Raw genomic sequence first — 26324 nt, forward strand, 5'->3', positions numbered from 1 at the left:
ACGTGGCGGACGACGAGACCCGCGAGCCGGCCGGTACCGCCGGCAAGACGGGGGCGAAGGGCGCCGGAAGGAAGCCCGCGGCGCGGCGCGCCGCCAAGCCGGAGTCACGCGTCGCCCTGGTGCGCCGGGCGCGGCGGATCTACCGGGAGCTGGCGGAGGTGTACCCCTACGCCCACCCCGAGCTGGACTTCGAGAACCCCTACCAGCTGCTCGTGGCCACCGTGCTCTCCGCCCAGACCACCGACCTGAGGGTCAACCAGACCACCCCGGCGCTGTTCGCCAAGTACCCCACCCCTGAGGACCTCGCGACGGCGAACCCGGAGGAGGTCGAGGAGATCCTGCGGCCCACCGGGTTCTTCCGCGCCAAGACCCGCTCGGTGATGGGCCTGTCCAAGGCGCTGGTGGAGCAGTTCGGCGGCGAGGTGCCCGGGAAGCTCGAGGAACTCGTCAAGCTGCCCGGCGTGGGCCGCAAGACCGCTTTTGTGGTGCTGGGCAACGCGTTCGGCCGGCCCGGCATCACCGTCGACACGCACTTCATGCGTCTGGTGCGCCGCTGGAGGTGGACGGAGGCCTCCGAGCCGGAGAAGATCGAGGCCGAGATGAGCACGCTCTTCCCCAAGCGGGACTGGACCATGCTGTCCCACTACGTGATCTTCCACGGCCGCCGCATCTGCCACGCCCGCAAGCCCGCCTGCGGCGCCTGCCCGATCGCCGACCTCTGCCCCGCCTACGGGGAGGGCGAGACGGACCCGGAGAAGGCGAAGAAGCTGCTGAAGTACGAGAAGGGCGGCTTCCCCGGCCAGCGGCTCAAGCCCCCGCAGTCCTATCTGGACCACGGCGGCATCCCCGCCCCGCCGCTGGGCAAGGAATGAGGGAACCACCGGGCGTCGCCCGGCGTGGGGAACCATGGGCGGACCACGAGACGTTGAACGGCGAGGCGTGCGACACGGAACCGGGGTGGCGATGACACGTGCGGGCGACGCGGACCGCGGTGCGACGACCGTGTCCGGCGGCGGCATCGGCCTGTCCGCCCGGGGGCTGCCTTCCTGGCTCGACCCGGTGGTCGACGCCGTGGAGACGGTCGAACCGCGCCAGCTGAGCCGCTTCCTGCCGCCCGCGGACGGCCGGGGGCGGCAGTCCGCCGTGCTCGTCCTGTTCGGGGAGGGGAAGGACGGCCCCGAGATCCTGCTGACCGAGCGGGCCGGCTCGCTGCGCTCGCACGCCGGCCAGCCGTCGTTCCCCGGCGGGTCCCTGGACCCCGAGGACGGCGATCCGCACACCGACGGTCCGCTGCGCGCCGCCCTGCGCGAGGCCGAGGAGGAGACCGGCCTCGACCCGGCCGGTGTGCAGCTCTTCGGCGCCCTCCCCAAGCTCTACATCCCGGTCAGCGGCTTCGTCGTCACGCCGGTGCTGGGCTGGTGGCGGGAGCCCAGCGCGGTGCGGGTGGTCGACCCGGCCGAGACGGCCCGCGTCTTCACCGTCCCGGTCGACGAACTCGCCGACGCCGGAAACCGGGCGATGGCGGTGCACCCGAGCGGTTACCGTGGTCCCGCCTTCCTGGTGCGGTCCGCCCTCGTCTGGGGGTTCACCGCCGGGATCATCGATCGTCTGCTGCATTTCGCGGGCTGGGAACTGCCCTGGGACCGCGACCGCGAGGTGTCCCTCGACCGCAGGTCGTGACCGGGATCCCGACGGGAATGGACGACGGTGGGCCCCGGCGGACGAGGTGCGGCGGCCGGGAGAGGACGAGGCGAGGCGTGAAGCGGTGAACGTGCTGGACATTCTTTTGCTGATCGCCGCCGGCTGGTTCGCGGTCGTCGGATACCGCCAGGGCTTCGTGGTCGGCATCCTGTCGGTGATCGGCTTCCTGGGCGGCGGCCTGATCGCCGTCTACCTGCTCCCGGTCGTCTGGGACGCGCTCACCGACAAGTCGCAGGTCAGCACGGTCGCGGCGGTGGTCGCGGTGATCGTCGTGATCGTCTGCGCCTCCGTCGGGCAGGCCCTGACCACGCACTGGGGCGGCAAGCTGCGCCGCCGCATCACCTGGTCTCCTGCCCGCGCGCTCGACGCGACCGGCGGCGCGCTGGTCAACGTGGTGGCCATGCTGCTGGTGGCCTGGCTGATCGGCTCGGCGCTGGCCGGGACGACGCTGCCGACCGTCGGCAAGCAGGTCCGCACCTCCCAGGTGCTCCAGGGTGTCTCGCAGACGCTGCCCGAGCAGGCCGACACCTGGTTCGCCGACTTCTCCTCCGTGCTCGCCCAGAACGGCTTCCCGCAGGTCTTCAGCCCCTTCGCCAACGAGCCGATCCGCGAGGTCGCCCCGCCCGACGCCGCGCTCGTCGAGAGCGAGGTGGCGGTGCGGGCCAAGCGCTCCATCGTCAAGGTCATGGGCACCGCGCCCGGCTGCAGCAAGGTGCTGGAGGGCACCGGCTTCGTCTTCGCCGGGCAGCGGGTGATGACCAACGCGCACGTCGTCGGCGGGGTCGACGAGCCGACCGTGCAGATCGGCGGCGAGGGCCGCCGCTACGACGCCACGGTGGTGCTCTACGACTGGCGGCGCGACATCGCCGTCCTGGACGTCCCGGCGCTGACGGCCAAGCCGCTGCGCTTCGCCTCCCAGCCGGCGCGGAGCGGCGACGACGCCATCGTCGCCGGGTTCCCGGAGAACGGCGGCTACGACGTCCGCGCGGCCCGCGTGCGCGGGCAGATCCCCGCCAACGGACCCGACATCTACCGCCGCTCCACCGTCCAGCGCCAGGTCTACTCGCTCTACGCGACGGTCCGGCAGGGCAATTCCGGCGGACCGCTGCTGACGTCGCGCGGCGAGGTCGCCGGAGTCGTGTTCGCCAAGTCGCTCGACGACCCGGACACCGGCTACGCGCTCACCGTCGAGGAGATCCAGGACGACATCGAGCAGGGCCGTCGCGCCGACCGGCAGGTGGACAGCGAGCAGTGCGCCCTGTGACGTGCTCCGCGACGCCCCGGTGAGGCGGTCCGCGGCGCGCGGGGGCTCCCGTGTGGGACGCCCCGCGCGCCGGGCGGCGCCGGTGGGCGGTGCGAAGGGAAACGGTGCGGGGGAGTCGGTGCCGAGGCGGGTCAGGCGCGCTGCTGGCGCAGGCGCACGGAGACCCACCGGGCACGCCGGCGCAGTATGCCGCCGATGCCCACGCCGAGATCGGTCGCCGGTGGCTGCGGTGCCCCACGGCGGCGGCCGCCCGGCCCGTCGGGCGAGCGGCGGTCACGTGCTGCGTCACTGAAGTCGTACGTCCAGCCCATACCCCGACGTGTGCCCCTGGCCCAAGGTCGATAACCACGCCGGAGGTCCTCAATCGGCCTATGCGGCAGGCATGGGCTGTTCGTAGGACAGGGAGCCGCGTCCGGATATCGGTCGGTCACCTGCTCGGACGTCTCCGGAGCAGGGGGCGCGCGTGCGCCCCTGGCGCGCCGGTGTGCGCCCGTGCGCCCCGACGGCAGGCCGCCGACGGCCGGCGGTCGCTCAGCGGTCCGGCTCGGGGTCCTTCAGCCAGTTCACCAGCTCGGTGGAGAACGCCACCGGGTCCTCCTCGTGCGGGAAGTGGCCCAGTCCGTCGAAGAGCCGCCACCGGTAGGGGGCCTCGACGTACTCACCGGAGCCCGCGGCCGTCCGGGTGCGCATCACCGGGTCCAGCGAGCCGTGCAGGTGCAGCGTCGGCACCCGCACCGGACGCTTCATGCGCCGGTTGAACTGGAGGCCGTCGGGCCGCAGCAGGGACCGCACCATCCACCGGTACGGCTCGACCGAGCAGTGGGCCGTGGACGGGATGCACATCGCCCGCCGGTAGACCTCGACCGCCTGCTCGTCGGGCCCGCCGCCCGGCCCCGACCACTCGCGGATCAGACGGCCGACCAGTTCCCCGCCGTCGGCGGTCAGCTGCCGCTCGGGGATCCAGGGCCGCTGGAACCCCCAGATGTGCGAGCCGGCCGAGGACTGCCGGGGGTCGGAGAGCATCGACGAGCGCCACCGGCGCGGGTGGGCCATCGAGGAGACCGCCAGTCGGCGCACCAGCTTGGGCCGCATCGCCGCCGCCGTCCACGCCAGGTAGCCGCCCAGGTCGTGGCCGACCAGGGCGGCGTCGGGCTCGCCCAGCGACCTGACCACGCCGGTGATGTCCAGCGCCAGGTTGGCCGGGTCGTAGCCGCGGGGGGTGCGGTCACTGCCGCCGACGCCCCGCAGGTCCATCGCCACGGCGCGGAAGCCCGCGTCGGCGAGGGCGCCCATCTGGTGGCGCCAGGTCCACCAGAACTGCGGGAAGCCGTGCAGCAGCAGGACCAGCGGGCCGTCGCCCAGCTCGGCGATGTGGAAGCGGGCGCCGTTGGCGGCGACGTCGCGGTGGATCACCTTCCTGCCGTCGGGCAGGTCGATCCGCACCGCCGAGGCGGGCTGCGCCGAGGGAGTGGCCGGTTCGGTCATGACGTCGAGCGTGCCACAGAGTCGAGCTGCTTGGCGTACAGGTCGGCGGGGGCGGCGGGCGCCACGGCGGGGCGGGGGTGCGGCTTGGCGTTCTGCAGCACCTCGGCGGTCCGCTTCATCTCCTCGCTCACCTGCTGCGGGCCGCGGCTCTGCTTGGCCTTCTTGACGAAGACCATGCCGATCAGCACCAGCACGAGGGCGACGAGCACGGAGGCGGCGAAGGAGAGCAGGAAGCAGATCGCCAGGTTCCAGTCCGACCAGGTGTGGATGCCGTAGGCCAGCGCGAAGCTGAGCATCGGCAGTGAGAACACCAGCAGGGCCAGTGCCACCGTGAAGAGGGCCGAGCCGGTGGCACCCCGTTTGACGTCCTGCTTGAGCAACGCCCGCGCGTAGGCGATCTGGTCCTGGACCAGGGCGGACATCTCGGTCGACGCCGAGGCGAACAGCTGCCCCATGCTGCGTTCGGTGCCGACCGGGTTGCCGTCGGGTGCGCTCATCGCGGACTCCCTTTCCTGCCGAGTTCTGTACCGTCCAGTCAGATCATGCCGGACCCGCACGAACCTTGCGCGCACCGGCCGGTAGTAGAGGTACCCCCGATCACTTCGGGTGTACGCGGCCTCGGGCGAAGACCTGAAGAAGAGTCACGGCAGAGGCGGCGGAGGGCGTGCGGGATCCCCGCCGGCAGGGGTGCGCGGGCGGCGTGCGCGCCCTCACCGGCGCCGCTCCGCCGCCATCGTCTCGGCCAGGCGACGGTGCTCGGCGGCCTTGCGCTCGAGGATCCGCGCCATCCGCAGGTGGTACTCCGGGTCGTCCTGGGTGTAGATGTCCGGGATGCCGTCGCGGTCCTCGTCGCGCTCCTCCTCCTCGGTCATCCGCCGGTACGTGGCGTTCCGGAGCCGCAGCAGCACGGCCGCGATCAGGGTCGCCAGCAGCGAGCCGACCAGGACGGCGGCCTTCACGTGCTCGGTGAGCCCGGCGTCGCCCTCGAAGGCCAGCTCCCCGATCAGCAGCGACACCGTGAAGCCGATCCCCGCCAGGGTGGCCAGGGCGAACACGTCGGCCCAGGCCAGGTCATCGCTGAGGGAGGCCCGGGTGAAACGGGCGGTCAGCCAGGTGCCGCCGAAGATGCCGACCGTCTTGCCGACCACCAGCCCCAGCGTCACGCCCAGCGTCTCCGGCTGGGTGAAGACCGCGGCCAGGTCGTCGGCCGCCACCGGCACTCCCGCCGCGAACAGCGCGAAGAGCGGCACGGCCAGGCCCGCGGAGAGCGGCCGGACGAGGTGCTCGATCCGCTCGCCGGGCGACAGGTCCTCACCCTCACGGCGCGTGCAGCGCAGCATCAGGCCCATGGCCACGCCGGCGATGGTCGCGTGGACGCCGCTGTTGTACATCAGGCCCCAGATCACCAGGCCGAGCGGCACGTACACCCACCAGCCGCGCACGCCCTTGCGCAGCAGGAACCAGAAGACCGCCAGCCCGGCCGCCGCCCCGCCGAGCGCGGCGAAGTTCAGGTGCTCGGTGAAGAAGAGCGCGATGATCACGATGGCCAGCAGGTCGTCGACCACCGCGAGGGTCAGCAGGAAGGCGCGCAGCGCCGAGGGCAGCGAGGCACCGATCACGGCGAGGACGGCCAGCGCGAAGGCGATGTCGGTGGCGGTGGGGACCGCCCAGCCGGTCGCCGAACCGCCCATGGCGCCGTTGACCGCCAGGTAGACCAGCGCCGGCACCACCATGCCGCAGACGGCGGCGATCACCGGGAGGGCGGCCGCCTTGGGGTCCTTGAGGTCGCCGGCCACCAGCTCACGCTTGAGCTCGATGCCGGCCACGAAGAAGAAGATCGCCAGCAGGCCTTCCGAGGCCCAGTGTTCGATCGACAGGTCGAGACCGAGGGCGGAGGGCCCGATGTGGGTCTGGCTGAACGACTCGTAGCTGCCGCTGATGCCCGGCACGTTCGCCCAGACCAGCGCGGCGATCGCGGCGAGCAGGAGCAGGACACCGCCGACCGTCTCGGTACGCAGGGCGTCCGCGAGGAAACCGCGTTCGCGCAACGAGACCCTGCGGAAGGCCTGGTGGGGCGTGGAGTCGGTGGTGTGCTCGGGCTTCGCCATGAGGGCGCTCTCCAGGGTGGTCGGGGCACGGCTGTACTCATGCCGACCAGACTTCCCGGCGCACCTGAGGTCTTTTCGTCACCACGCGGTGGGCACGGAGACGCAAGACACGATCTTCAGCTTACCCAATGGGACGGGGGAGCGGCAGCGGGCCGGGCTCCGTCACGTCGTCACGTCGTCACGCGGAGCCCGGCCCGCCGAGGCCGCTGAGTCGGCCCGGTCCCGGAGGGGTCGAAGGTGCCGCCTCAGTCGGAGTCGCTCTGCGCCGACGGCAGCTTGTCCTGGATGAGCTGCATGACGCCCGCATCGGTCAGCGTGGTCACGTCACCCAAGGCGCGGTTCTCCGCGACATCCCGCAGCAGGCGGCGCATGATCTTGCCGGAGCGGGTCTTGGGCAGCTCCGCGACCGGCAGGACGCGCTTGGGCTTGGCGATCGGGCCGAGCGTCGCACCCACGTGGTTGCGCAGCTCGTCGACCAGGCCCTCGTCCTCGGAGGCGGTCCCGCGCAGGATGACGAAGGCGACGATCGCCTGGCCGGTCGTCTCGTCGGCCGCGCCCACCACGGCCGCCTCGGCGACCTTCGGGTGCGAGACCAGCGCGGACTCGACCTCCGTGGTGGAGATGTTGTGGCCGGAGACCAGCATCACGTCGTCCACCCGGCCGAGCAGCCAGATGTCGCCGTCGTCGTCCTTCTTGGCGCCGTCGCCCGCGAAGTACCTGCCGGGGAAGCGGGACCAGTAGGTGTCGATGAACCGCTGGTCGTCACCCCAGATGGTGCGCAGCATCGAGGGCCAAGGCTCGGTCAGCACCAGGTAGCCGCCGCCCCCGTCGGGCACCTCGTTGGCCTCGTCGTCCACTACGGTGGCCGCGATGCCGGGCAGCGCGACCTGGGCGGACCCGGGCTTGGTCTCGGTGACGCCGGGCAGCGGCGAGATCATGATCGCGCCGGTCTCGGTCTGCCACCAGGTGTCCACGACCGGCTTGGAACCCGCGCCGATGCGGTCGCGGTACCAGATCCACGCCTCGGGGTTGATCGGCTCGCCCACCGAACCGAGCACCCGCAGCGAGCTCAGGTCGAACTTGGCGGGGATGTCGTCGCCCCACTTCATGAACATGCGGATCACGGTGGGTGCCGTGTAGAGGATGGTCACGCCGTACTTCTGGACGATCTCCCAGAAACGGCCCTGGTGCGGGGTGTCCGGGGTGCCCTCGTACATGACCTGGGTGGCGCCGTTGGCCAGCGGGCCGTAGACGATGTACGAGTGGCCGGTCACCCAGCCGACGTCGGCCGTGCACCAGTAGACGTCGGTCTCCGGCTTGAGGTCGAACACGGCGTGGTGGGTGTACGCGACCTGGGTCAGGTAGCCGCCGGAGGTGTGCAGGATGCCCTTCGGCTTACCCGTGGTGCCCGAGGTGTACAGGATGAACAGCGGCTGCTCGGCCTCGAACGCCTCGGGGGTGTGCTCGGCCGACTGACGCTCGGTGATCTCGTGCCACCAGACGTCGCGGCCTTCGGTCCAGCCGACCTCCTGGGACGTGCGGCGGACCACCAGCACGTGCTCCACGCCGTCGACCTTGGTGAGCGCCTCGTCCACGGCGGGCTTGAGCGCGGACGGCTTGCCGCGGCGCCAGCCGCCGTCGGCGGTGATGACCACCTTGGCGTCGGCGTCCTTGATGCGGGTGGCCAGCGCGTCGGCGGAGAAGCCGCCGAAGACCACCGAGTGGGCGGCGCCGATACGGGCGCAGGCCAGCATCGCGACGGCCGTCTCCGGGATCATCGGCATGTAGACGGCCACGCGGTCGCCCTTGCGCACGCCCAGCTCCAGCAGGGCGTTGGCGGCGCGGGAGACCTCGTCCTTGAGCTCGGCGTAGGTGATGGCGCGCGTGTCGCCGGGCTCACCCTCGAAGTGGATGGCCACCCGGTCGCCGTTGCCGGCCTCCACGTGACGGTCCACGCAGTTGTAGGCCACGTTGAGGGTGCCGTCCTGGAACCACTTGGCGAACGGCGGGTTCGACCAGTCGAGCGTCTCGCTCGGCTCGGTGGCCCAGGTCAGCCGACGGGCCTGCTCGGCCCAGAAGCCGAGCCTGTCAGCCTTGGCCTGCTCATACGCCTCCGCGGTGACATTGGCCGCGGCGGCCAGGTCGGCGGGGGGTGCGAACCTGCGTTCTTCTTTGAGCAGGTTGGCCAGGCTTTCGTTGCTCACGACATCTCCCATTCCGAGGGTGTCCGCTGTGTCCCAGGCCACAGCTCATCAGACCGGAGGGAGTACTGACAAGGGTCGACCGGAAATTGGTGTAGACCTGTGCGGGTTTCCTCCGGGGCTGCGACCTCGGTCTTCGCGGATGGCTTGCGCGGATCGGTCATCCGTTGTCACGTACGGCCGCGCGGCAGAGTTCAGCGGTGTGACCCTCGACGGCGCGACGCCGGGCGCGGCGCGGGCCCGGGGCTGCCGGACCCTGGCCGGCGGCCGGCCGCGGGGCGCGGGCCGGTCCGCGTCGTGTCTGACGCACTACCCGCGGGGGGAGCGTCTACCCATGGGTGCGACCGACGGGCGCGGTAGCGTCGCGGCGGTCTGCGCCCGGCGCGGCCTGCGGGGAAGCGGACCCGCCCCGTCCACCGGGCCCGCGTCCCGGTCCGCTCGCGCCACCCTCGGCCCGGTGGCCCGGTGGCCCGGTGGCCCGGTGGCCCGGCGGCCCTGGCGGCCCAGCGGCCCTGGTGGCCCGGTGACCTCGGTGGCCTCGGTGGCCTCGGTGGCCTCGGCGGCGTTGGTGGCTCCGGTGGCCCGGTGGCCCGGTGGCCCGGTGGCCCGGTGGCCCGGTGGCCCGGTGGCCCGGTGGCCCGGTGGCCCGGTGGCCCGGTGGCCTCGGCGGCGTTGGTGGCTCCGGTGGCCCGATGGCCCGGTAGCCCCGGTAGCCCCGGTAGCCCCGGTGGCGTCGGTAGCTCCGGTGGCCTCGGTGGCCTCGGTGGCTCCGGTAGCCCCCTGGGCAGCTCTGGCGGCTTCGGCAGCGCTGACAGCTCCGGCGGACCCAGCGGCCCTAACGGCTCCGGCGGCCCCGGTCGGCGAGGCGCATCGGTCCCGCCGGCCGGGGTCTCCCGGGAGCGCGGGCGGTCAGCTCGCGCCGGTCAGATCGGCCTCCGTCTCCCGGACGTCGGCGAAGACCGGTGTGCCCCGCGCGTCGGTCAGGAGGTAGGCCTGGGCCTCGCCGACGTGGAAGTACATGCCGTTGAGTTCCAGGCGCCCCTCCGCGACGGCTCGGGCGACCGACTCGTGGGCCTTCAGGTGCTCCAGTTGTTGCGCGACGTTGGTCAGACACAGGAGCTCGACGGCGTCAGCCGGCTCCCTGGCGGTCAGCCGCGCCGGGGGATGCGCGCCGGAGGCCACGCGGCGCAGGCTCGGCAGCCCGTGCCGCAGCCACCGCTGCAACGGCGTCCCGTCGCCACCGGGCTCCGAGTCGATCAGGGCCTGCATCGCGCCGCACCCGGAGTGGCCGCAGACGGTGATGGACCGGACCCCCAGGACGTCCACCGCGTACTCGATGGCGGCGGCCACCGAGTCGTCGCCCGACTCCTCACCCGGCGGTGGCACCAGGTTCCCGACGTTGCGGACGACGAAGAGGTCGCCCGGCCCGCTCGTGGTGATCATCGACGTCACCAGCCGCGAATCGGCGCAGGTGAGGAAGAGCTGCGCGGGCCGCTGCCCTTCCCGCGCCAGCCGGGCCAGTTCGCTGCGCACGAGGGGGGCGGTGTCCCGCTGGAAGGCGCTGACGCCGCGCACCAGTTCGTGCCCGCTGGGCGGGGGTTCGCCGCGGGCGCTGGAGGCATCGGGAGCGTCGGCCCCGTCCGGCCCGGTCGGTGTCGGCGTGCCGACGGCCGTCAGCCCGGTGCGCAGGCCGGTGATGCGGACGGAGCCGCCGTGCGCCCGGTGGGAGGTGCGCCAGTCCTGGAGCGACTCGTACGCGGCGTGGTCCACGAAGGAGCCGTGCAGCTCCACCACCGCGTCGGCGCCTTCCGGGATGAGGTGCAGCACCCGGCTGAGCCGGGGCACGGCGAGGAAGGTCAGCTGGCCGCGGACGTGGACGCGGTGGACGCCGTCGCGCACCTCGTGGGTGATCCGGGTGTGGGTCAGGCGGTGGAGGGCGACCGCGACCGCGGCGAGCACACCGACCCCCACGCCCTGCAGGACTCCCAGGAAGGTGACGGCGACGGCGGTGACCGCGTACACCAGGGCCTCGCGGTGGCGGTTGACCGTGCGGATGTGGTGGAGGGAGACCATCTGCACGCCGATCGCCATCACCAGGGCGGCGAGCGCCGCGAGCGGAATCAGCTCCAGGGCGGGCACGAGGAGGAGTGCCGCGGCGGCGATCCACAGGCTGTGCAGCATCGCCGAATTGCGGCTGACCGCGCCGCAGCGGGCGTTGGCCGAACTGCGCACCGCCACGCCCGTGACCGGCAGTCCGCCCAGGGCGCCGGAGGCCACGTTGGCGAAACCCTGGCCGCGCAGCTCCCGGTCCAGGTCGGCACGCGGCACCGGCGGACCGCCACGGGTCGCGGCGATCTTGTCGACGGCCACCGCGGAGAGCAGCGTCTCCACACCGCCGACCAGGGTGATGGTGAGCACCGCCGCGGCCAGGGGCAGCGCGGGGCCCTCGGGGAACCCGGCCAGCGCGTGGTTGGACCAGGAGGGCAGGTCGACGCGGGGGAGGCTGAGCCCCATGGCGAGGGCGACGGCGGTGGTCGTCAGCATGGCGGCGAGCGCGGCGGGGACCAGGCGCATGATCCGCCCGGCCGTGCCGGGGATCCGCGACCACCCGAGGAGGACCGCCAGGGTGAGGGCGCTGACGGCGAGGGCGCCCGGGTGCAGGTCGGCCAACTGGGCGGGCAGCGCCCGGAGGTTCTCCGGGACCGAGCTCTGCGGGGTGCCGCCGAGGACGATGTGCAGCTGGGCCACGGCGATGGTGACCCCGATGCCGGCCAGCATGCCGTGCACGATGGCCGGGCTGACGGCGAGGGCGGTGCGGGCCACCCGGAGCCAGCCGAGGGCCACCTGCGTCACGCCGGCGAGGATGGTGACGGCGCAGGTGGTGCGCCATCCGTACTGCTGGATCAGGTCCGCGGTGACCACGGTGAGACCGGCGGTGGGCCCGCTGACGGTGAGCGGGGCGCCGCCCAGGCGGCCGGCGACCAGGCTGCCCACGGCGGCGGCCACCAGGCCGGCCTGGAGGGGCGCGCCGGTGGCCAGCGCGATGCCCAGTGAGAGCGGGAGGGAGATCAGGAACACCGTGACCGAGGCGGACAGGTCGGCGGGAGCGATCCTGAGGCGGCGGCGCCGGTGGGGCGGCGGGCTGTGGGGGCGGTGGATGCGCCCGGCCTCGTGGGCCTCGGCGCGGTCGGGGACATAGGCGGACATGGTTCGTGTTTCTCCTCCGGGGACGGCGCGGTCGCGCGAAGGCTCGCCGTGACCGCGGGCGACGGCACTTGGCTGCGGCACCGGGCCGACCGCACATCGTGCGGGTGCGGCGGGTGCCAACACTCAGTAAACGAACAGTAATTCTGAGTAAAGAACTCGTACAGAGAAAACGGGCAAATGGCCTGATAAGTCATCCCATTGGGTGAAGGGATATTTTTATCGGCTTGTCATACAAATCTCCTCGCCTCATCGTGCGACCTTGACGGCTCCGCCGGGCCTCCGGCGGTCCACCGGGGAGCGCCTCAGTGGGCGCTCGGTATGAGCGAAGGAAGAAGGTGGGGCGGGAGATGACCGCCAACCGGAGAACTACCGCCGTGCTCGTGGCGGCGGCGGCCTGCGCCGTGTCGCTGGCCGGCTGTGGAACAGGGGCCGACGGCGCGGCCGGCGCCCAGGGCGCGGCGGGCCCCAGGGAGGGTGCGCCGAAGAAGGCTCCGCAGGCGGTCCGTCTGATCGGGGACGGGTCCACCGCCTACACCGGGGCGCAGCCCCATCTGCCCAAGGCCGAACGGCTCAAGCCCGGGCAACGTCCTCCGCAGTTCGTCGTCTTCTCCTGGGACGGCGCCGGTGAGGACGGGCAGAAGCTCTTCTCCCACTTCCGGAAGGTGGCCGCGGAGAACAGGGCCACGATGACCTACTTCCTCAGCGGCGTGTACATGCTGCCCACGGAGAAACGTTCCCTCTATCAGCCCCCCGGGCGATCCGCGGGAAGCTCCGACATCGGCTTCAACGACATCCAGGGAGTGGCCGCCACCGTCGAGCAACTGCGCCAGGCGTGGCTCGAGGGGAACGAGATCGGCACCCACTTCAACGGTCACTTCTGCGGAAGCGGTGGCGTCGGCAGCTGGTCGGTCGAGCAGTGGAAGAGCGAGATCGCGCAGGCCAAGAGCTTCGTGCAGACCTGGAAGACCAACACCGGCCTCAAGGACGCCCAGCCGCTGCCGTTCGACTACGAGAAGGAACTGGTCGGCGGCCGGACGCCCTGCCTGGAGGGACAGCAGAACTTCCGCGCGGCGGCCCGGGAACTGGGCTTCCGCTACGACACCAGTGGTGTCCGCGAGCAGGTCTGGCCGGAGCGGAAGGACGGTCTGTGGGACCTGTCCATGCACATGGTCCCGGTGCCCGGCCGCGCCTTCGAGACCATCTCCATGGACTACAACTTCATGGTCAACCAGTCCGGGACCACCCGCGGCAACCCGGCCATGCACCAGCAGTGGGGCGACCAGATGCGGGACGGCCTGATGGCTGCCTTCCGCCGTTCGTACGACGGGAACCGGGCGCCGGTGATCATCGGCAACCACTTCGAGTCGTGGAACGGCGGCGTCTACATGCGGGCGGTCGAGGAGGTCGTCAAGGGCGTGTGCACCCAGCCCGAGGTGCGCTGCGTCTCGTTCCGGCAGCTCGCGGACTGGCTGGACGCCCAGGACCCGCAGACGGTCGCCAAGCTGCGGACGCTGGGGGTCGGACAGGCGCCCCAGGGTGGCTGGCGGCGCTTCCTTACCTCCCCGGCCGCGCCGGCGGATCCTGCCGCACCCGAGGCTCCTGCGGGTCCTGCTGCGCCCGCGGATCCTGCGGCCCTCGCGGATCCCGCGGCTGCTGCTGCCCCTGCAGGTTCCGTGGCGCAGGCTCCCGACCACTGATCACCCGGAGTCCGTCGCCGGACGGCGACGGACACCGCTCGACACCGCCCGCCACGGGTGCGGCCGAGTACCCCGGCCGCACCCCCGTGCCTCCCGCCCGTGCAGGCGCGGCGCGGACGGTTCAGGCCGGCTCGCTCACCCGCTCGTCGAGGACGAAGCCGGGGTCCACCTGGTGCGCCAGGTCCGTGCCCGTCCTGGCGTTCCCCCAGGACTCGGCGTTCCTCAGGTGGAAGTGCACCATCTGCCGGGTGTACCGCTCCCAGTCCCGCGCCTCGTAGCGCGCGTCGGCCGCGGTGCGCAGCGACTCCAGCGCCGCCCGGTTGGCGGCCTCCAGTTGGTCGAAGCGCGGCGGCCGGCCCTTTTCCATCGCCCGCACCCAGTCCGAGTGGCCGACCGTCACCAGCAGGTCGTCCCCCACCTCGGCGCGCAGGAACTCGAGGTCCTCGGGGCCCTGTACCTTGTTGCCCACGACCTTGAGAGCGACCCCGAAGTCCCGGGCGTACTCCTTGTACTGGCGGTAGACCGAGACCCCCTTGCGGGTGGGCTCGGCGACCAGGAAGGTCATGTCGAAACGGGTGAACATGCCCGAGGCGAACGAGTCCGAGCCGGCCGTCATGTCCACCACCACGTACTCGTCCCGCCCGTCGACCAGGTGGTTCAGGCACATCTCCACCGCCCCGGTCTTGGAGTGGTAGCAGGCCACCCCCAGGTCGGACTCGGTGAAGGGGCCGGTGACCATCAGGCGGACCGTGCCTCCGTCCAGGGCCACCGGGCGGGCACAGGCCTCGTAGACCGGGTTCTCCTCCCGCACGCGCAGGAGGCGGGAGCCCTCGCCGGGCGGCGTGGTCTTGATCATGGCCTCGGCGGAGGTGATCCGCGGATTGGTGCCGCGCAGGTAGTCCTTGATGAGGGTGAGGTGGCGACCCATCGCGGGCAGGGCGGCGGCCTCCGTCTCGTCGAGGCCGAGCGCGGCTCCCAGATGCTGGTTGATGTCCGCGTCCACGGCGATGACCGGCGCCCCGGACGCGGCGAGGTGGCGTACGAACAGCGAGGACAGGGTCGTCTTGCCGCTGCCGCCCTTGCCGACGAAAGCAATTTTCATGTTCACCTAGCGTAGTAGGTCGACTGCGCTAGGTGGCGGATCCGGCGGTATTCGTTCCGACGACCACTCCATCGTGGGGCCTTCGACGGCATGGCGGTCAAAGCCCGTCCTCGGCTGTCACTTGCTCCGGTGCTCCCCGGGCCGGGCGATGTGGGGCGGCGTGCGGGCGCGTAATGTCGTACTCATGAGTACGACTGGCGCGTCCGCCGACCCGCTCGCGGCCCTGGGTTCGCTTCCCGGTGTGGCCGACTCCGTGGAGTCCGTCCGCAAGTACGTCGACCGGGTCTACGGCCACCGCATCATGCGTCGCCGCAGCAACGAGATCACCTCCGAGGCGGCTCTGCGCGGAGCGCGTGGGTCCGCCGCGCTCGCCGGGGCCGACTGGGCGCTGGAGGAGGTCCGGCGCCGGACCGACTTCAGCGGTGACGACGAGGCCCGGATGGTGGGCGCCGCGCTGCGGCTCACCGCGGAGGCGGGCCAACTGCTCTCCATCTGGCGGCAGTCCCCGCTGCGGGTGCTGGCCCGCCTGCACCTGGTGGCGGCCGCGGGTGGCGGCGACGACATCGGGCGTCCCCGGTTGGCGGGCGAGACCGTCGACGAGCCGCTGATCGAGCTGCCGTTGCCCGACGCGGACGAGGTCGCCGGGAGGCTGGACGGGCTGGCCCGTCTGATCATCGACGGCGGCTCGGCGCCTGCCCTGGTCAAGGCGGCGGTGGTGCACGGCGAGATCCTCGCGCTGCGGCCCTTCCGCTCGCACAACGGCCTGGTGGCCAGGGCCGCCGAGCGGATCGTCCTGGTGGGCAGCGGGCTGGACCCCAAGTCGATCTGTCCGGCGGAGGTGGGGCACGCGGAACTGGGCCGGGCCGCCTACCGGGCGGCGCTGGACGGCTACGTCTCCGGAACGCCGGAGGGGATGAGCGCCTGGATCACCCACTGCGGCAAGGCGGTCGAGCTGGGCGCCCGCGAGTCCACGGCGGTCTGCGAGGCGCTGCAGCGCGGCGCCGCCTGAGGCGCGCCGGCGTGTGACGGTCCGGGGTGCGGGGGCGTGACCGCCTCGCACAGGGCTGCGGCGGCACGAGACCTCGTGCCGCCGCTCGCATGACGCCGCCGGGTTACCAAGCGTCCTCGTAAGTCGCCCATCAGGCCGGGAACTTTCTCCCGTGGCCTGGTGCGGCTGGCCCGTAATCGACGGGTCGACGTCGCGTGGGTGCCCGGTGTTCATGCTCCGGTCCGTGGGGCCGTCGCGTTGCGAAGGTCATCCCGTCGGATGTCCTTGGTCTCGCGGGCCGTTAAGTCCTTTGTACTCCTGTTGCGTGGCCTGTGTGAACCCCTGCCGGAATTCGCTTGGTTTGCCGTTCAAGCGCTCTGCTCGACCGCTCCGCGCCGACCGGAGGGCCGGTCCCGGGTCCGGCATGCCGGCACCCCCTGACCGCTGGTCAGGGGGTGCCGGTCGGTGCTTGCGGCGCCGCGCCGGCTCTCAGACGGAGGTCGCCCGCCTGCGGCTGGTGGCGTACCAGACGAGGGCCGCCGCCGCGGCGGCGCCGACCGTGGCCGCCGCCACCAGCACCGGACGGGACGGGGCCGTGAAGTTCGGGACCCGCTGCTTCAGGCGAACCGGCCGGCTGAAGTCGAGGATCGGCCAGCCACGGGTCAGCGCCTCGCGGCGCAGCGTCCGATCAGGGTTGACGGCATGCGGATGGCCCACCGTCTCCAGCATGGGCAGGTCCGTCGCCGAGTCGCTGTAGGCGTAGCAACGGGTGAGGTCGTACCCCTCGGACTCGGCCAGCTCGCGGATGGCCTCGGCCTTGGTCGGGCCGTAGGCGTAGTACTCGACCTCGCCGGTGAAACGGCCGTCGTCGCCGACCACCATGCGGGTGGCCACCACCCGGTCGGCGCCCAGCATCTCCCCGATCGGCTCGACCATCACCGACCCGGAGGTCGAGACGATCACCACGTCACGGCCGGCCAGGTGATGCTCCTCGATCAGCGAGGCGGCCTCGTCGTAGATGATCGGGTCGATGAGGTCGTGCAGGGTCTCGGCGATGATGTCCCTGACCTGCTGGACGTCCCAGCCGCGGCACATGGCGGACATGTGCTTCCGCATGCGTTCCATCTGGTCGTGGTCGGCGCCGCCCGCCAGGAAGACGAACTGGATGTACGCCGTGCGCAGGGCGGCGCGGCGATTGATCAGTCCGCCTTGGTAGAAGGACCTGCCGAAGGTGAGCGTGCTCGACTTCGCGATGACCGTCTTGTCCAGGTCGAAGAAGGCCGCGGTGCGGGGCAAGGAGTGGTTTTCCACAAGGCGAGCATAGGGGGCAGCCATTCGGCGTAAGGTGTGGCGCGTGGGTTTGCCTGAGAAGCCTCTCGGGTACACCATGGAAGTCACGGATCGTTCGCGACCGTGCTAACCCGGTCCGGCTCCTCCCCCCCCGAGTCGGATCGTGGATGACGACCCCCGCTCTCCCCCCCGGCGGGGGTCGTCGCATGTCCGGACGGGTTTTCGCCCTCCGGGCCAGGCGGCCGGGCCCTCTCTCGCAGTGGGTTCGGCCGCCTTTTTGGCGGGCGCCGGCGGTGACTGTCGGTAATCGAGAGGATGCGGCGAGGTTTCCTCTTCCGTCGCTGCGCGCCCAGGCGAGTTGGGTCCACGCGCGTCGCTCGTGGGGGTGAACGCGATATTCACATTCGCCGGGTTGTCCCCCGATATCTACCAAGATCCACTTCTTTTTCCGTCTTGCCGCACGGTGTTTTCGACGCGTCCGGATGACGGGCCGTGCCTTCGCACAGCCCGTTTTTCCCACCGCGCCGCCCAGTTCCGACACCAACGGCCGGGGAGACGTGTCCTCCCCGCCGGGCAGGAGGCAGCAGCCATGACCGGACCCACCCCCGAGACCCCCGCTCATGGTCCTCAGCGGGCAGCGGGCGTACCGCTCATCGTGACCGAGGACCCGCTGCTCCTCGACGATCTGCTGAGGCTGTGCGCCGCGGCCGGGGCGACCCCGGAAGTGCATCCGGGGCCGCCCGGCAGGCGCTCCGTGTGGGAGGGCGCGCCGCTCGTCCTGATCGGGGACGACGCCGCCCGCCGGGTACGGGGCGCACCGCGCAGACCGGGCGTGGTCCTGGTCGGGCGGGACCAGGACGACCCGGGGGTGTGGCGTCACGCCGTCGAGATCGGCGCCGACCACGTGCTGGTTCTGCCGGACGGCGAACAGTGGCTCACGGACCGGATCGCCGACGTCGTGGAGGGCGTGGGCCGCCCCGCCCTGACGGTCGGAGTCATCGGCGGCCGGGGCGGCGCCGGAGCCTCGACGCTGGCCTGCGCGCTGGCCGTCACCTCCGCCCGCTGCGGGGTGCGCACACTTCTGGTGGACGCCGACCCCCTGGGCGGAGGGCTGGACGTGCTGCTGGGCGGCGAGGCCGCCGAAGGGCTGCGCTGGCCCGCCTTCGCCACTTCGCGCGGCCGGCTGGGCGGCGGGGCGCTCGAGGAGTCGTTGCCCAGCCTTCACTCGCTACGGGTGCTGAGTTGGGACCGCGGCGACTGCGTGCACGTTCCCCCGGACGCGGTGCGTGCCGTGCTGGCCGCGGCCCGGCGAGGCGGTGGCGCGGTGGTGGTGGACCTGCCCCGGAGGGTCGACGAGGGCGTCGCCGAGATCCTGGCGCAGCTGGACCTGGGTGTGCTGGTGGTCCCCGCGGAGATCAGGGCGGTGGCCGCGGCCGGCCGCGTGGCCTCGATGGCGGGGATGGTGCTGCGGGACCTCCGGGTCGCCGTCCGGGGGCCCCATGCGCCGGGCCTCGACGGCGCGGAGGTCGCCCGGCTCCTGGGCCTGCCTCTGCTGGGAGAGGTCCCGGCCGAACCGGACCTGCGTCCGCCCGCGGCTGCCTCACTGCCTCCCGGGGCGGCGCCCCGTGCCCCGTTGAGCCGGTTCTGCCGCCAGTTCTGGGACCGCGCGGCGGCTTCGGCCGGTGGGCGATGAGCGCCCGGGGCCGGCACGGCGCCCCTCGGGACGCCGTGCCGACGGGAGACCTGATCGACGGAGTGCGCCGCTGGCTCGCCGAGAGCGGAGCCGACCCCACCCCGGCCCGGGTCGCGCAGGCGCTGCGTGAGCGGGGCGGCCGGGTCCTCGGTGACGAGGAGGTGCTGGGCGCGGCGGTGCGGCTGCGCTCCGAACTGGTGGGAAGCGGGCCGCTGGAGCCGCTGCTCGCGGACCCCGAGGTGACCGACGTCCTGGTGTCCGCGCCGGACCGGGTGTGGGTGGACCGAGGCACGGGGCTGGAGCTGACCGGCGTCGCCTTCCCGGACGCCGCCGCGGTGCGCCGCCTGGCCCAGCGGCTGGCCTCCGTCGCCGGACGCCGTCTCGACGACGCCCGACCCTGGGTGGACGCGCGGCTGCCCGACGGGACGCGGCTGCACGCGGTGCTCCCGCCGGTCGCGGTGAGCTGTGCCTGCCTGTCGCTGCGGGTGGTCCGTCCGCGCGCCTTCACCCTCGGCGAGCTGACCGGCGCCGGGATGCTGCCGCCCAGCGGGGAGGGGGTGCTGCGGGCCCTGGTGGACGCCCGGCTGTCCTTCCTGATCAGCGGGGGTACCGGTACCGGCAAGACCACGCTGCTCAGCGCGCTGCTGGGCCTCGCCGGCCCGGCCGAGCGGATCGTGCTGGCCGAGGACTCGGCGGAGCTGCGGCCCGAGCATCCCCACGTCGTCCGGCTGGAGAGCAGGCCGGCGAACCAGGAGGGCGCCGGGCTCGTGACCCTCGAGGACCTGGTGCGGCAGGCGCTCAGGATGCGGCCCGACCGACTGGTGGTGGGCGAGGTGCGCGGCGCCGAGGTGGTGCATCTGCTGGCCGCGCTCAACACGGGCCACAGCGGGTGCGGGACGGTGCACGCCAACGCGGCGGCGGACGTCCCGGCCCGGCTGGAGGCCCTGGGGACGGCTGCCGGCCTGGACCGGGCGGCACTGCACAGCCAGCTCGCCGCCGCGTTGTCCGTGGTGATCCACCTCGTGCGTGATCGCGGCGGACGCCGTCGGATCGCCGAGGTCCGGGTGCTGGAGCGCGACTCCGCCGGGCTGGTGAGGACGGTGCCCGCCCTGCGGTGGAGCGAGCGGGCCTTCGTTCCGCAGCCCGGGTGGGAGCGCCTGGTGCGACTGCTGGACGCCGGGGCTCCGGGCGGTGCGGAAGAGCAGGCGGAGTCGGCGGAGCAGTGTGCGGACCTCGCACCGGAGCGGGCCGGCCTGGGGGAGGCGTGGTGACCGTCGTCGCCGCGGGAGCGGGCGCAGCGGACGGGGCGGTCGCGGTGGCCACGGCGTGTGCGGCGTGTGCGGCGGCGGGCGTCTGGTGGTGGCCGGGAGCCCGGTCGCAGGCTCCTCGGGCACGAGCCATGGTGCGGGCGGCCCGGATGCGCTCTGGCGCCCTGGACGAGGGAACAGGTCCGGTGGGCACGCCTGACCGGCTTCAGGAGCCCGCCCCGTGGTGGGGCGTTCTGACCGGACAGGTTCTCGATCAAAGTCTCCGGGCGCGCGGGCGTCGGCCAGGGACCGAGTGGTGGGCTGCGGCGGCCGGGGGAGCGGTGGCGCTGCTGGGAGCGTCGCCCATCCCCGCGGTGTTGGGCATGGCGGCCGTGCCGATCGTGCGGAGGCTGCGGCGCGCCTCCGATGTTCGGGAGGAACACGACCGGCGGGCCGAGGCGGTGATCGCCCTGTGCGGTGCGCTGGCGGGCGAGGTGCGCGCAGGCCGGCAGCCGGGTGAGGCATTGACCCTGGTGCTGCGCGGTCAGGGCGGCGGCGTGCTCGACGGCGCTCTCGCCCCGGCGGTGGCTGCCGCGCGCTTCGGCGGTGATGTGGCCACGGCCCTGACAGGTGCCTCGCGTGCTCCGGGGGCGGAAGGGCTGCGCGGACTGGCGGCGTGCTGGCGGGTGGCGGTGGACCGTGGCGCGGGACTCGCCGACGGTCTGGAGCGGCTCGACGCGGCTCTGCGGTCGGAGCGTGACCGGCGCGCCGACCTCCGGTCCCAGCTGGCGGGCGCCAGAGCCACCACCGTGATGCTCGCCGGGCTGCCCGTCCTCGGCCTGCTCCTCGGCACGGCGATGGGAGCCGACCCGCTGCGGATCCTCCTGCACACCGGGGCGGGGCTCGCGTGCCTCGCCGTGGGCGGGGTGCTGGAGGCGGCGGGCGTGTGGTGGGCGTCGCGCATCGTGCGCGGGGCGGAGGCGGGGGCATGACCTGGCCGGGTGTCGTGACGGCGCTGGGGATGACGACCGCCCTGGGCTGGGCGGCCGGTGAGATCGCCGTACGCCGTGGTGCGGTGCGTGCCCGCCGTCGGGCGGCCGCGCTGCTGGGGAGACCTGCCGGGCCGCCGCCCGCCGCGCGGTGGCGGTGGCCGCCCGGCGGGACGACGAGGCGTCGGGCGGCGGTCATGGGCGCGGCCGTCCTGGGCTGGCTGCTCGTCGGAGGACTGCCGGGTCTGGCGGTGGGCGTGGTGTCCGGGCTCCTTCTGGAGCGACGACTCGGACGGCAGGCCGCCCAGGAGGCCGCTGCGGATCATGGAGCCGCCCAGGCGGCCCGGCAGCTGCCGCTCGCGGCCGACCTGCTGGCCGCGTGCGTCGAGGCCGGGGCCGAGCCCGTGCTCGCCGCCCGGGCCGTCGGCGAGGCGCTCGGCGGGCCGCTGGGAGAACGGCTGGCACAGGGTGCGGCCGAGGTCCGGCTCGGGGGTGACGCGGCCGACGCCTGGCGGCGTCTGGCCGCCGTGCCGGGTGCGGCACCCCTCGCCCGGCTCATCGAGCGGGCGGGTGAGTCGGGCCTGCCGGCGGCGGCCCCGGCCGCCCGGCTGGCCGCCGAGGCCCGCGCGGCGGGAGACCGGGCCGCCACCGCGCGGGCCCGCAGAGCGGGTGTGCTGATCACCGGGCCGGTGGGTCTCTGCTTCCTCCCGGCCTTCATCGCGATCGGTGTGCTCCCGGTGGTCGTCGGCCTGGCGGACGGCGCGCTCGGCGGCGGCCCGTGAGCAGGCGCCCGAGGACTCCGCCGCACGGGTGCGGCGGACATCGAGGAAACCAAGGAAACGAACGACCTGGAGGTCGGAATGCGCAACATGACGGGACGAGCACGTCGGCTGCGGGACGGGCTGCTGTACCTGGTCCGCAGGGTCGACAGGGCTCATCGGGACGCGGGCATGGTCACGTCCGAGTACGCGATGGGCATCGTGGCCGCCGTCGCCTTCGCGGCGGTGCTCTACAAGGTGGTGACCAGTGGTCAGGTCGACGCCGAACTGCAGGGACTGGTGAAGAAGGCGCTCGATGGAGGGCCATGACGACGCCCGCCCGGCGCGGGACCGGCAGAGCGGGATGGTCACGGCGGAGACAGCCGTCACCCTGCCGGTGCTGGTCCTCTTCGGGGTGGCGCTGGTGTGGGCCTTGATGGCGACCGCCGCGCAGATCCAGTGCGTGGATGCGGCCCGGGCCGGCGCCCGGGCCGCTGCCCGCCAGGACCCCGAGGACGCGGTCCTCGCCGTCGCCCGGCGCAGCGCGCCGGAGGGAGCGAGCGTGACCGTGGGACGGAGCGGTGGCCTCGTACGGGTACGGGTGGTGGCCCACCCGCCGGGCGCCGGCGCTCTGCCGTTCGAGGTGCGGCACGAGGCGGTCGCGCTGGCCGAGGAGACCGTCGGGGCCGGGCGGTGAGGAGCCGAAGCGTGAGCGATCGGGGGCCGAGAGGCCCAGGTGGGTGGGGTCGCAGGGTGAAAGGCCCAGGTGGGTGGGGTCGGACGGTGAGGGGCCTGGGTGTGTGGGGCCGACGGGTGAGAGGCCAGGGTGTGAGCGGTCAGAGGGCGAGAGGCCCGGGAGTGGGGGGCCCGGGGATGAGAGGCCTGGGCGTGTGGGGCAGCCGGAGGGTCAGGCGCCCGGGCGTGAACGGCCGGGACGACGGGGGCCGCGGCGGGAGAGGCCGGGGCGACCGCGGGTCGGCCACGATCTGGGCGGGCGGGATTCTGGCCGCCCTCTGCGTGGTCTTCGCGGCGGTGCTCGCCATGGGGGAGGCGGTGGTGGTGCGGCACCGCGCCGCGGCCGCCGCCGATCTGGCGGCGCTGGCGGCGGCACGGCACTGGCCCGACGGCACGACGGCCGCCTGCGCCCCGGCCGACCGGGTGGCACGGGCCCAGCGGGCGCGGCTCGTCAGGTGCGAGATCGCTGGTGAGGTGGCCGACGTCGTCGCGGAGGCCGGCCACGGTCCCTTCACGGCGCAGTCCCGTGCCAGAGCCGGGCCGTCGGCTCCCGACCCGTCCCCCGGGTGGCGCACCCGGCCCGCCTGGCTCCGGCCCACCCACCGGGGACGCGCCCGCCCCGCCCAGCCCCGCCCGGCCCGCCGACCGGGGACGCGACCAGACCGCCTGACTCCGCCCGCCCGTCCGGGATGTGCCCGGCTCGGCCCCCCCGCTGGGGACACGCCTGGATCGCCCGCACCGCCCCGCCCACCGGGCAGGCGGCCCGGCCGACCGCCCACGCCGGACGCACGGTGACGCGGCCGGTCCCCGGCCAACCGGCGGGCCGCGTCCGGGCGCCGGGTCAGTCTCCGGGACCGGTGCGCGGGTCCGTCCCCGCATCGTCCTCCGTGGCCGTGGCCGCCGCCGACCGGTCGCCCGCTCCGCCGTCCCCGTCGGCCCGGCCCGGCGCCCCGCGGAGCAGTTCGCCCAGCAGCCGTACGGCTCCCCGCTTGTGCAGCGGCTCGTTCCCGTTGCCGCACTTGGGGGACTGGATGCAGGACGGACACCCCGCCTCGCACTCGCAGGACCCGATGGCCTCGCGGGTCGCCCGCAGCCACTCCGCCGCGGTGTGGAAGGCGCGCTCGGCGAACCCGGCGCCACCCGGATGGCCGTCGTAGACGAACACCGTGGGCAGCAGCGTGTCCGGGTGGAGCGGGACGGAGACGCCGCCGATGTCCCAGCGGTCGCAGGTGGCGAACAGGGGCAGCATGCCGATCGAGGCGTGCTCGGCGGCGTGCAGGGACCCGCCGAGGATCTCGGGCGTGATGCGCGCCGCGTCCAGCTGGTCCTCCGTGACGGTCCACCAGACGGCGCGGGTCCGCAGCGTGCGGGGCGGCAGGTCCAGCTTGGTCTCGCCCAGCACCTCGCCGGTGATCAGCCGGCGCCGCAGGTAGGAGACCACCTGGTTGGTGACCTCCACCGACCCGAAGCACAGGCGGCCGTCGCCCCAGGGGATCTCGGTGTCGGTGGCGAGGACGGAGATGGCCGTGGTGTCCCGGGCGACCGTGGTGTACGGCGGGTCGGCCCTCTCGACCAGGGCGACGGACGTCTCCAGGTCGAGCTCTCGGACCACGTAGGTGAGTCCCCGGTGGAGGTGGACCGCGCCCTCGTGGACCGCGGTGTGGGCGGCCCCCGCGTCGACGGTGCCCAGGAGACGGCCGGTGTCCGCCTCCACCACCTGGACCGGGCGGCCGCCCGCGCCCCGGATGTCGGCGAGGTCCGCCGCCCGCTCCCGCCGCGTCCAGTGCCACGCCCGGGCGCGACGTCGCAGCAGCTGCGCCGTCTCCAGCTGCGGCATCAGGTCAGCGGTCGCCGGGCCGAAGAGCGCGAGGTCCTCGTCGGTCAGCGGAAGCTCGGCCGCCGCGGCGCACAGGTGCGGGGCGAGCACGTACGGGTTGTCCGGGTCGAGGACGGTGGACTCCACCGGACGGTCGAACAGGGCCTCCGGATGGTGCACCAGGAAGGTGTCCAGCGGATCGTCACGGGCCACCAGAACGGCCAGCGCGCCCTGGCCGGTCCGGCCCGCCCGGCCGGCCTGCTGCCAGAGGGAGGCACGGGTGCCGGGATAGCCGCAGATGACCACGGCGTCGAGGCCGGAGACGTCCACGCCGAGTTCCAGCGCGGTGGTCGCGGCGAGCCCCAGCAGCTCTCCGGAGTGGAGCGCGCGCTCCAGCGCGCGCCGTTCCTCCGGCAGATAACCACCCCGGTAGGCCGCGACACGCCCGGCCAGAGAACGATCTTTTTCGGCCAGCCGCTCCTGTGTGATCACGGAGATCAGCTCGGCGCCGCGCCTCGAACGGACGAAGGCCACGGTCCGCACACCCTGCAGGGTGAGGGAGGTGAGCAGGTCGGCCGTCTCGGCGGTCGCGGTGCGGCGGACGGGCGCGCCCTTCTCGCCCTGCAGGTCGGTCAGCGGCGGCTCCCACAGCGCGAACACCAGTTCACCGCGCGGCGAGGCGTCGTCGGCCACCTCGATCACCGGCAGGCCGGTGAGCCGCCGGGCCGCCTCGGCCGGTTCCGCGGCGGTGGCGCTGGCCAGCAGGAACACCGGGGAGGACCCGTATCGGGCACAGAGCCTGCGCAGCCGGCGCAGCACCTGGGCCACGTGCGAACCGAAGACCCCGCGGTAGGTGTGGCATTCGTCGATCACCACGTACCGCAGCGCCCGCAGGAAGGAGGACCAGCGGGGATGGGAGGGGAGGACGCCGCGGTGCAGCATGTCCGGATTGGTCAGCACGTAGTTGGCGTACTGCCGGACCCACTCGCGTTCCTCGACCGGTGTGTCGCCGTCGTACACGGCCGGCCGGACCTTCGTCCCCAGAGGGCCGGCGAGCTCCTTGACGGCGCGGTGCTGGTCGGCGGCGAGGGCCTTGGTGGGAGCCAGGTACAGGGCGGTCGCGCCACGTCCGTTGGGCGCCTCCGCGCCGTCCAGGAGGGCGGAGAGGACGGGCACCAGATAGGCCAGCGACTTGCCCGACGCGGTGCCGGTGGCGACCACGACCGACTCGCCGTCCAGAGCGTGCTCGGCCACTCGTGCCTGGTGGGCCCAGGGGTGCTCGATGCCGTGCTCCCGGACCGCCGCGAGAACTTCTTCACGGATCTCGTGCGGCCAGACGGCATGCCGACCCGCCCGAGGGGGCAGGTGCTCCGTATGAGTGATGCGCGCAGCACGATCCTGGCCCCCGGCGAGCCGGTCCAGAATCGTGTCCGGCGAGGGGCGGGAAGCAGTGTCCGTCCGGGTTCGACCGGATCGGTGATTCTCAGCCATCGGCACCGAGTGTGTCACCGGCTGGAAGGACAATGGACCCAAGGCGTCGTGCGCGCCTGCCGGTAAGTGATTGAATGCCATCGCGGCTGGCGAACAGTCCCGGGGATTCCGCCAGGTGTCCCGAGGGACGACCGCTCGATAGCAAGGTGCTGGAGGATCCGTGGACCTGTCCCTGTCGACCCGTACCGTCGGCGATCGCACGGTCGTCGAGGTCGGTGGCGAAATCGACGTATATACCGCGCCCAAGCTGCGCGAGCAGCTGGTCGAGCTGGTGAACGACGGGAGCTTCCACCTCGTCGTCGACATGGAGGGCGTGGACTTCCTCGACTCCACCGGGCTCGGCGTGCTGGTCGGTGGCCTGAAGCGGGTGCGTGCCCATGAGGGCTCGCTCCGTCTGGTGTGCAACCAGGAGCGCATTTTGAAGATTTTCCGGATCACCGGCCTGACCAAGGTCTTCCCGATCCACACGTCGGTCGAGGAAGCGGTCGCGGCCACCGACTGACAAGCGCCGCCCCGGGCCTCGGCCCGGGGCGGACGTCATCGGGAGGGTGG

Annotated in this window: 22 protein-coding genes; 13 read left to right on the forward strand and 9 right to left on the reverse strand. The window is 73.3% G+C overall.

Annotation, left to right across the window (positions count from 1 at the left end):
• Positions 1 to 2: 2 nt before the first annotated feature.
• The 3 genes from nth (at position 3) to Sfr03f_RS27835 (ending at position 2965) form a co-directional block, all read left to right on the forward strand.
• On the forward strand, positions 3 to 872 hold the full coding sequence (nth, locus tag Sfr03f_RS27825; protein ID WP_245967801.1) for an endonuclease III: 870 nt from the start codon (positions 3 to 5) through the stop codon (positions 870 to 872).
• Between the two features lie 91 nt (positions 873 to 963).
• Complete coding sequence (locus Sfr03f_RS27830) at positions 964 to 1680, forward strand: NUDIX hydrolase (RefSeq protein WP_108956965.1); 717 nt, start codon at positions 964 to 966, stop codon at positions 1678 to 1680.
• Positions 1681 to 1765: 85 nt separating this feature from the next.
• Complete coding sequence (locus Sfr03f_RS27835) at positions 1766 to 2965, forward strand: MarP family serine protease (protein WP_108956966.1); 1200 nt, start codon at positions 1766 to 1768, stop codon at positions 2963 to 2965.
• A 131-nt stretch (positions 2966 to 3096) separates the two neighbouring features.
• On the opposite strand, the gene Sfr03f_RS31415 is transcribed toward Sfr03f_RS27835, so the two are convergent.
• The 6 genes from Sfr03f_RS31415 to Sfr03f_RS27865 all read right to left on the reverse strand — a co-directional run bounded on the left by Sfr03f_RS31415 (position 3097) and on the right by Sfr03f_RS27865 (position 11966).
• The gene (locus Sfr03f_RS31415; RefSeq protein WP_108956967.1) at positions 3097 to 3276 is read right to left on the reverse strand and encodes a hypothetical protein; all 180 of its coding nucleotides are present in this window, start codon (positions 3274 to 3276) and stop codon (positions 3097 to 3099) included.
• Between the two features lie 220 nt (positions 3277 to 3496).
• On the reverse strand, positions 3497 to 4450 hold the full coding sequence (locus Sfr03f_RS27845) for an alpha/beta fold hydrolase (protein WP_108956968.1): 954 nt from the start codon (positions 4448 to 4450) through the stop codon (positions 3497 to 3499).
• Positions 4447 to 4947: a phage holin family protein gene (locus tag Sfr03f_RS27850; protein ID WP_108956969.1), complete on the reverse strand. Its 501-nt coding sequence runs from the start codon at positions 4945 to 4947 to the stop codon at positions 4447 to 4449. The genes Sfr03f_RS27845 and Sfr03f_RS27850 overlap by 4 nt, the downstream gene beginning before the upstream one ends.
• Before the next feature lie 213 nt (positions 4948 to 5160).
• Positions 5161 to 6558, reverse strand: a complete 1398-nt coding sequence (gene nhaA, locus Sfr03f_RS27855) for a Na+/H+ antiporter NhaA (RefSeq protein ID WP_108956970.1) — start codon at positions 6556 to 6558, stop codon at positions 5161 to 5163.
• A 245-nt stretch (positions 6559 to 6803) separates the two neighbouring features.
• Positions 6804 to 8804 carry an acetate--CoA ligase gene (acs, locus tag Sfr03f_RS27860; protein WP_108956971.1) on the reverse strand — a complete coding sequence of 667 codons (2001 nt, stop codon included), beginning with the start codon at positions 8802 to 8804 and terminating at the stop codon, positions 6804 to 6806.
• Between the two features lie 864 nt (positions 8805 to 9668).
• Positions 9669 to 11966: a SulP family inorganic anion transporter gene (locus Sfr03f_RS27865; protein ID WP_108956972.1), complete on the reverse strand. Its 2298-nt coding sequence runs from the start codon at positions 11964 to 11966 to the stop codon at positions 9669 to 9671.
• Between the two features lie 347 nt (positions 11967 to 12313).
• Here Sfr03f_RS27865 and Sfr03f_RS27870 point away from each other — a divergent pair, with 347 nt between their 5' ends.
• Positions 12314 to 13663, forward strand: coding sequence for a polysaccharide deacetylase family protein (locus Sfr03f_RS27870; RefSeq protein WP_245967802.1), 1350 nt, complete (start codon positions 12314 to 12316; stop codon positions 13661 to 13663).
• 121 nt (positions 13664 to 13784) lie between these two features.
• Here Sfr03f_RS27870 and Sfr03f_RS27875 read toward each other — a convergent pair whose 3' ends face one another.
• A complete protein-coding gene (locus tag Sfr03f_RS27875; RefSeq protein WP_108956973.1) occupies positions 13785 to 14765 on the reverse strand; it encodes an ATP-binding protein in 981 nt (326 codons plus the stop codon).
• 184 nt (positions 14766 to 14949) lie between these two features.
• Between Sfr03f_RS27875 and Sfr03f_RS27880 the strand changes: the two genes are divergently transcribed.
• On the forward strand, positions 14950 to 15774 hold the full coding sequence (locus Sfr03f_RS27880) for a Fic family protein (RefSeq protein ID WP_108956974.1): 825 nt from the start codon (positions 14950 to 14952) through the stop codon (positions 15772 to 15774).
• A gap of 468 nt (positions 15775 to 16242) precedes the next feature.
• On the opposite strand, the gene Sfr03f_RS27885 is transcribed toward Sfr03f_RS27880, so the two are convergent.
• Complete coding sequence (locus tag Sfr03f_RS27885; RefSeq protein ID WP_108956975.1) at positions 16243 to 17088, reverse strand: HAD family hydrolase; 846 nt, start codon at positions 17086 to 17088, stop codon at positions 16243 to 16245.
• Between the two features lie 544 nt (positions 17089 to 17632).
• Between Sfr03f_RS27885 and ssd the strand changes: the two genes are divergently transcribed.
• From ssd to Sfr03f_RS31745, 7 genes are all read left to right on the forward strand, one after another.
• A complete protein-coding gene (gene ssd / locus Sfr03f_RS27890; RefSeq protein ID WP_108956976.1) occupies positions 17633 to 18736 on the forward strand; it encodes a septum site-determining protein Ssd in 1104 nt (367 codons plus the stop codon).
• Entirely contained in the window at positions 18733 to 20007 is a 1275-nt protein-coding gene (locus tag Sfr03f_RS27895) for a TadA family conjugal transfer-associated ATPase (protein ID WP_108956977.1), read from the forward strand. Before ssd ends, Sfr03f_RS27895 begins: the two co-directional genes overlap by 4 nt.
• Complete coding sequence (locus Sfr03f_RS27900) at positions 20004 to 20975, forward strand: type II secretion system F family protein (protein WP_372514213.1); 972 nt, start codon at positions 20004 to 20006, stop codon at positions 20973 to 20975. The genes Sfr03f_RS27895 and Sfr03f_RS27900 overlap by 4 nt, the downstream gene beginning before the upstream one ends.
• A complete protein-coding gene (locus Sfr03f_RS27905) occupies positions 20972 to 21754 on the forward strand; it encodes a type II secretion system F family protein (protein ID WP_108956979.1) in 783 nt (260 codons plus the stop codon). Before Sfr03f_RS27900 ends, Sfr03f_RS27905 begins: the two co-directional genes overlap by 4 nt.
• An 87-nt stretch (positions 21755 to 21841) precedes the next feature.
• Complete coding sequence (locus Sfr03f_RS27910; protein ID WP_245967803.1) at positions 21842 to 22060, forward strand: DUF4244 domain-containing protein; 219 nt, start codon at positions 21842 to 21844, stop codon at positions 22058 to 22060.
• The gene (locus Sfr03f_RS27915) at positions 22047 to 22427 is read left to right on the forward strand and encodes a TadE family type IV pilus minor pilin (RefSeq protein WP_108956981.1); all 381 of its coding nucleotides are present in this window, start codon (positions 22047 to 22049) and stop codon (positions 22425 to 22427) included. The genes Sfr03f_RS27910 and Sfr03f_RS27915 overlap by 14 nt, the downstream gene beginning before the upstream one ends.
• A gap of 176 nt (positions 22428 to 22603) precedes the next feature.
• Positions 22604 to 23260 carry an Rv3654c family TadE-like protein gene (locus tag Sfr03f_RS31745; RefSeq protein WP_108957045.1) on the forward strand — a complete coding sequence of 219 codons (657 nt, stop codon included), beginning with the start codon at positions 22604 to 22606 and terminating at the stop codon, positions 23258 to 23260.
• Positions 23261 to 23306: 46 nt separating this feature from the next.
• Here the strand turns inward: Sfr03f_RS31745 and Sfr03f_RS27925 are convergent, their stop codons facing one another.
• Positions 23307 to 25853, reverse strand: coding sequence for a DEAD/DEAH box helicase (locus Sfr03f_RS27925; RefSeq protein ID WP_245967804.1), 2547 nt, complete (start codon positions 25851 to 25853; stop codon positions 23307 to 23309).
• A gap of 79 nt (positions 25854 to 25932) precedes the next feature.
• Here Sfr03f_RS27925 and bldG point away from each other — a divergent pair, with 79 nt between their 5' ends.
• Entirely contained in the window at positions 25933 to 26274 is a 342-nt protein-coding gene (bldG, locus tag Sfr03f_RS27930; protein ID WP_003975386.1) for an anti-sigma factor antagonist BldG, read from the forward strand.
• The last annotated feature ends 50 nt before the right edge of the window (positions 26275 to 26324 follow it).

This window comes from Streptomyces fragilis (genome assembly GCF_003112515.1).
Taxonomy (GTDB): domain Bacteria; phylum Actinomycetota; class Actinomycetes; order Streptomycetales; family Streptomycetaceae; genus Streptomyces; species Streptomyces fragilis.